Below are 6000 nucleotides of genomic sequence, written 5' to 3'. Positions count from 1 at the left end.
AAGGAACTGTGGGTGAAGCTAAGGACAACGAATGTAATAGAGAGAGCATTCAGAGAAGTAAGAAGAAGGACGAGGCCAATGAGTTGCTTTAACAACACAGCAAGCATAGAAAGGATAGTCTATGCAGTAATTAGCCGGTTAAATGAACATTGGAGGATAAAACCATTAAATGAATTTACACAGAAGTATTGACATTACCTTACTTATATCCTGTCTTGACAATAATCTTTAATAAGCCATATAATTAATAAAAACAAAAAGGGGTCTGTGGAATTCCACAGAGATGTTCTTTGGAAATGAAACTTATAATTTCAGAAATACCCGAAGAGGGTCTTGATCTAAATCTTGATAACCTTACAATTATCTCTGAGGCAGTAATGATTACATCTCCACTTAAGGGAGAGCTCAGAGTTGATAAGGTAGGTAAAGAGATATTTGTAAAGGGGTATACATCTACAGAAATTGAATTGACCTGCAGCAGGTGCCTGAATAATTTTAAAAAAGAAGTCTCTCTGGATATATCCTTAACCTATCATCCGCTTTCAGAACTTAAAGGTGATGAGGTCTATGAGCTTCATGATGATGAGATGGAGGTAGATTTTTATTCAGGAGACGAGATAGATATAGATAGTCTTATAGAAGAAGAAATCTTATTAAACATACCTATGAAACCTCTATGCAGTGAAGATTGTAAAGGGCTCTGCCCGGGATGCGGCACAGATCTCAACACAGGCTCCTGCGTATGTCCTGGTGAGGCAATAGATGAGCGATTTGCAATATTAAAAAAACTTCTAAAAAAAGGAGAATAGATTATGCCAAATCCGACGCACAGACACACAAGGTCAAGAAGAGATAAGAGAAGAGCAAACTGGAAGGGCAATATTCCCAACATAATAAACTGCCCTGAGTGCCATGAACCTACCCTTTCTCACAGGGTATGTCCTAACTGCGGTTCTTACAACAAGAAAAAGATACTTGAGGTGATTGAGAAGGAGTCATGAAGATAGCCCTTGATGCAATGGGTGGAGATCATGCTCCTGAGGTGACTGTTGAGGGGGCTATCGAAACCCTGAAAGAATACCCTGAAATAGAGGTAATCCTTGTTGGAGATGCCTCAAGGATTGAAGAAGAGCTTAAAAAGAAAAAAAGGTATCCTCAGGAAAGGCTCACCATTAAACACGCATCAGAGGTAATAGCAATGGATGAGTCACCCTCCCAGGCACTGAGGCGAAAGAAGGACTCCTCAATAAAACGTGCTGTGGAGCTTCACAGGGATGGTGAGGCAGATGCCGTGGTCAGCGCAGGCCATTCAGGTGTTGCTATGGCAACTGCCCTTTTTCTACTTGGAAAGTCTCCTGGTGTTGACAGACCGGCTATAGCTGCATCTCTACCTACCTTAAAAAAACCCTTTGTTCTGATAGATGCCGGTGCAAATGTGGACTGTAAACCATCAAACATCCTTGAATTTGCCTACATGGGTGCTGCTTATTACAGGGCTGTATTCTCAGTTGTGGACCCAAGAGTTGCACTTCTCAGTATTGGAGAAGAAGATACAAAAGGCAATGAGCTAACAAAGGAGGCTTTCAGACTGCTTAAAGCATCCGGTCTGAATTTCAGGGGGAATATAGAGGGAAAGGACCTCTTCATTGGTGATGCTGATGTAGTGGTCTGTGATGGATTTATAGGTAATATTGTTCTTAAAATGAGTGAAGGGCTGGCAGAGGTGATAATGAAGATGCTTAAGAGAGAGATATCAGATATATCCACAGGAAGGATAGCCTATCTGCTTATGAAACCAGCCCTCAGGAGATTCAAAAAAAAGACAGACTATGCAGAATACGGTGGCGCACCTCTTCTTGGAATTAATGGCACATGTATAATAAGCCATGGACGCTCCTCGGCAAAGGCAATAAAGAATGCCATCCTGGTGGCTGCTAATCTGGCAAAGGCAGGTCTTTACATGACAATATCTCAGGAACTATCAAGGATAAAAGAGTCTATCAACTTAGAAATTCCTGCCTATAATGGAGTCTCCAGCTGAATAAATGCTGAGCCGCATTATATCCACGGGATCGTACATGCCAGAAAGGGTTATGACCAACCATGACCTTGAAAAAATGGTTGATACCTCTGACGAATGGATTACCGAGAGAACAGGAATAAAAGAAAGGAGAATTGCAAGGCCTGATCAGGCAGCCTCAGACCTTGCCTTTGAGGCAGCTAAAAGGGCACTTAAAAAGGCCCAGCTGAAAGTAGAAAAGATTGACCTCATTATAGTTGCAACTGTAAGCGGTGATATGCCCCTTCCCTCAACTGCCTGCATATTGCAAAAAAAACTTGGAGCAGTGAATGCAGCAGCAATGGATATAAATGCAGCCTGCTCGGGCTTTATCTATGCCCTTTCAGTGGCTGATGCCTTTATTAAATCTGGGAAATATAAGAAGATCCTTGTTGTCGGAGCAGAGGTCCTTTCAAAATTCACTGACTGGCAGGACAGGACAACCTGTGTGCTTTTAGGTGATGGTGCTGGTGCAGCTGTGCTTGTACCTGATCACGGAAGGGGAATACTTTCTGTAGATATCTATTCTGATGGAAGACTCTGGGACCTTCTTCATATTCCTGCAGGCGGCTCTTTAACTCCTGCCTCAAAGGAGACAGTTGAAAAGAGACTTCATTACATAAAGATGAAGGGAAATGAGACTTTTAAAGTTGCAGTAAGAACTCTTGAAAATCTGGTGATAGAGACCTTGAAAAAGAATAACCTCAAACCTTCACAGCTTTCTCTACTCATACCGCACCAGGCTAATTTAAGAATAATAAAGGCTACTGCTGAAAGGCTGGGGCTTCCCATGGAAAGGGTTGTTGTAAACCTCACGAGATACGGCAATACTTCTGCTGCATCAATTCCTGTTGCCCTTGATGAAGCACTTGAAGAGGGAAGGATAAAAGAAGGTGACTACATAATGCTTGAAGCCTTTGGTGGAGGACTTACCTGGGGTTCGGCTCTTATAAAGTGGTAGTGTCTTTCTTTTTTCGCTCTCTTTTCTTTTTATAATACTGATATATATGCCATTTCCTGAATAACCTCTCAATCTTATCCCTGTATGCCAGGGCAATAAGCACTACTATTATGGCAACACCAGCAAGTATGGAGAATCTTCCATACTGATGATGCTTTATATAACTACCGCCAAGAGTCAGAAGAATTGTTCCAAATAGCCTTCCTACACCACCTATTAGCAGAAATTCCATTGTTGTGAGATGTCCCAGTCCAAGGATATAGCAGAGATAATCTTTTGGAAAACCCGGTATCAGAAAGAGTAAAAAGACAAGAAAGGCTGCTTTGTGATGAAGGAGATAATCAAACCTTGCTATTGTATTTTTATCAACAAATCTCTCAACAAAGGGCCTTCCGAATGCCCTTGAAAGGCTAAAGGCAACATACGAACCGATTGTAAGGCCAATGGTTGATAGAATCACGCCAAGGAAAGGTCCGTAGAGATAACCACCAAGAAGACCTGTCACCTCACCAGGTATTGGTGATACAACGACCTGTAATGCCTGAAGCAAAATAAATCCAACAAAGGAAAATGGGCCGAAGAGTCTTAAAAAACTTAGGATCCTTTCTTTATCGATGAAATAATGGACTAATCCTGTTTCATAAAAAATAAAGGTTAGACCACCAACCAGAAGAATAAGTAAAGCGAGTCTTAACCAGATTCTATTTTTGTGCTTTATCTTTTTAATTTCTCTTTCCAAGATGGTTAAGAAAGGGGAAGTAAATTCACTTCCCCTTAATGAAATTTTTTAAGATTTAAGTTTTTCTATGAAGTGTTTTAAGAGGTCAATTGGCACAGGGAATATAATGGTGGAATTCTTCTCAGCAGATATCTCAAGGAGGGTCTGGAGGTATCTAAGTTGAAGTGCTGCTGGTTCAGATGAGATTATCTTTGCGGCATCAGCAAGTTTCTGGGCAGCCTGAAGCTCACCCTCTGCATGAATAATCTTTGCCCTTCTTTCACGCTCTGCTTCTGCCTGGCGGGCAATTGCCCTGAGCATCTCTGTTGGAAGATCAACATTCTTAACCTCCACTGCTGTCACCTTTATTCCCCATGGCTCTGTCTGGAAATCTATTACCCTCTGGAGCTCTGCATTGAGCTCATCCCTTTTTGTAAGAAGATCATCAAGCTGGCTTTGCCCCAGAATGCTTCTCAATGTGGTCTGGGCTATCTGGCTAGTTGCATAATAATAGTCCTCAACCTCTGTTATTGCCTTTGCAGGATCAACAACCCTGAAATAAACAACGGCATTAACCTTTACCGTGACATTATCCTTTGTAATAACATCCTGCGGTGGAACATCCATGGTAACTGTTCTCAAACTAACCTTCACAAGCCTATCAATGATAGGCCAGATTATTACAAGACCCGGACCCTTAACAGGTATGAGTCTACCCAGCCTGAAAACAACACCCCTTTCGTATTCTTTCAATATTTTTATAGCACTGGAAAGAAAGTAAAGAACAAGAAAGATTATTACAATGAATGTGTAAAAACTCAGTGGAATCATAGATTATCCTCCCTAATGAATTTTTCTGAAGACAAGGTCTTCAGTGTTCTATCTTTCTGACCTTGAGTTTTAGACCCGAGACTGCCTCTACCCTCACCCTTTCACCGCTTTTTATTGGTTCATCGCTCATTGCGGACCATATCTCACCCCTTACATATACCATGCCATCATCCTTTATATCTGTCCTTGCAATGCCCTCAAGACCCACTATCCCCTCAGCGCCTGTAACAGGTTTTCTCTTCCAGGCCTTAAATGCAAGCCCGAAGGTTATGATGAAAAATAATGCTGTAATAATGACAGCAGGTAGTATTACATAAAGTGAAAGCTTAAAAAATGGTGCAGGGCTTTCAAAAAGCATTATTGAACCAATTATCATTGATATTATCCCTCCTATGGTAAGAATGCCATGGGAGATTATCTTTACTTCAAGAATGAAAAGTATAATGGCAAGAATTATCAGGAGAATACCTGCATAGTTCACAGGAAGTGTCTGGAAGGCATAAAAGGCAAGGATAAGACATATTCCTCCAAGCACACCGGGGAAAATACTTCCTGGATTTGTAAGTTCAAAGAACAGACCGTATATTCCGAGCAGCATAAGGATATAGGCGACATTGGGATCACTTATAAGATCAAGAATCCTCTGTCTGAATCCCATCTCCTCATAGATAATCTTTGCTCCTTGAGTTCTTATAATCTTTTCTCCATAAACGGTCCTGACCTTCATGCCATCAATCTTTTTAAGAAGTTCCTCTCTGTCTTTTGCAATGAGGTCTATTACTTTAAGTTCAAGTGCCTCTTTTTCTGTTGCAGATACACTCTTTCTGACAGCATCCTCAGCCCATTTTACATTCCTTCCCCTGCTCTCAGCAAGACTCCTTATGTAAGCAGCTGCATCATTAGTAACCTTTTTTGCCATTTCCTTATCCATTCTTTCACCGACTGCCACTGGATGAGCAGCTCCTATATTTGTTCCAGGAGCCATAGCAGCAACATGGGAGGCGATGGTTATAAAGGCACCTGCTGATGCTGCTCTTGCACCACTTGGTGATACATAAACGACCACAGGTGCAGCACTTCCAACCATCTCTTTTATAATTGTTCTCATGGAGGTATCAAGACCACCTGGTGTATCGAGTTCCATGATTATAAGGGAATATCCTTTATCATTTGCCTTTTTTATTGCCTTAACAACAAACTCAGCTCTGGCGGGATTTATGACACCATCTACCTTCAGGACCATGATATCGGTGGATTGAACAGGAACATCTGCATTTAGATAGGAAGTGTAAAGGACCAGCGATAGATTTAAGAAAAATAGTAAAGAGATTTTAGCAAGTATTTTTTTCATACTTTTAAATTATATCACAATATGCCAAGACTTGTCTCAATGCCTTTATTTATGTTATTCTTAATTCACATGTTTCCTGG

General features: G+C 41.1%; 8 protein-coding genes. 5 read left to right on the top strand and 3 right to left on the bottom strand.

What is annotated here, in order from left to right:
- From N2257_05020 to N2257_05000, 5 genes are all read left to right on the top strand, one after another.
- The coding region (locus tag N2257_05020) for a transposase (GenBank protein ID MCX7793750.1) at positions 1–192 on the top strand (192 nt) is incomplete at its 5' end.
- A 104-nt stretch (positions 193–296) separates the two neighbouring features.
- Positions 297–809 (top strand): DUF177 domain-containing protein, encoded by a 513-nt coding sequence (locus N2257_05015; protein MCX7793749.1) that lies wholly within the window; start codon positions 297–299, stop codon positions 807–809.
- A 3-nt stretch (positions 810–812) separates the two neighbouring features.
- Positions 813–1001: a 50S ribosomal protein L32 gene (gene rpmF / locus N2257_05010; GenBank protein ID MCX7793748.1), complete on the top strand. Its 189-nt coding sequence runs from the start codon at positions 813–815 to the stop codon at positions 999–1001.
- A complete protein-coding gene (plsX, locus tag N2257_05005; protein MCX7793747.1) occupies positions 998–2041 on the top strand; it encodes a phosphate acyltransferase PlsX in 1044 nt (347 codons plus the stop codon). The genes rpmF and plsX overlap by 4 nt, the downstream gene beginning before the upstream one ends.
- A 4-nt stretch (positions 2042–2045) precedes the next feature.
- Entirely contained in the window at positions 2046–3020 is a 975-nt protein-coding gene (locus N2257_05000; protein MCX7793746.1) for a ketoacyl-ACP synthase III, read from the top strand.
- Here N2257_05000 and N2257_04995 read toward each other — a convergent pair.
- Genes N2257_04995 through N2257_04985 form a run of 3 tightly spaced genes read right to left on the bottom strand, consistent with a single transcriptional unit; the run spans position 3007 to position 5920 of the window.
- Positions 3007–3759: a TVP38/TMEM64 family protein gene (locus N2257_04995; protein MCX7793745.1), complete on the bottom strand. Its 753-nt coding sequence runs from the start codon at positions 3757–3759 to the stop codon at positions 3007–3009. The genes N2257_05000 and N2257_04995 overlap by 14 nt on opposite strands.
- Positions 3760–3807: 48 nt before the next feature.
- Entirely contained in the window at positions 3808–4569 is a 762-nt protein-coding gene (locus N2257_04990; GenBank protein MCX7793744.1) for a slipin family protein, read from the bottom strand.
- A gap of 40 nt (positions 4570–4609) precedes the next feature.
- Entirely contained in the window at positions 4610–5920 is a 1311-nt protein-coding gene (locus N2257_04985; protein ID MCX7793743.1) for a nodulation protein NfeD, read from the bottom strand.
- Positions 5921–6000 lie beyond the last annotated feature (80 nt).

The sequence above is a fragment of the Thermodesulfovibrionales bacterium genome (genome assembly GCA_026417875.1).
Lineage (GTDB): Bacteria > Nitrospirota > Thermodesulfovibrionia > Thermodesulfovibrionales > CALJEL01 > CALJEL01.
The sequence above is the reverse complement of the archived record's forward strand: the minus strand, read 5'-3'. Positions and strand labels throughout refer to the sequence as shown.

Bases quoted from the DNA above. Each gene is read 5' to 3' on its own strand.
- N2257_05015 (MCX7793749.1), top strand. From the start codon at position 297: ATGAAACTTATAATTTCAGAAATACCCGAAGAGGGTCTTGATCTAAAT.
- rpmF (MCX7793748.1), top strand. From the start codon at position 813: ATGCCAAATCCGACGCACAGACACACAAGGTCAAGAAGAGATAAGAGA.
- plsX (MCX7793747.1), top strand. From the start codon at position 998: ATGAAGATAGCCCTTGATGCAATGGGTGGAGATCATGCTCCTGAGGTG.
- N2257_05000 (MCX7793746.1), top strand. From the start codon at position 2,046: ATGCTGAGCCGCATTATATCCACGGGATCGTACATGCCAGAAAGGGTT.
- N2257_04990 (MCX7793744.1), bottom strand. From the start codon at position 4,569: ATGATTCCACTGAGTTTTTACACATTCATTGTAATAATCTTTCTTGTT.
- N2257_04985 (MCX7793743.1), bottom strand. From the start codon at position 5,920: ATGAAAAAAATACTTGCTAAAATCTCTTTACTATTTTTCTTAAATCTA.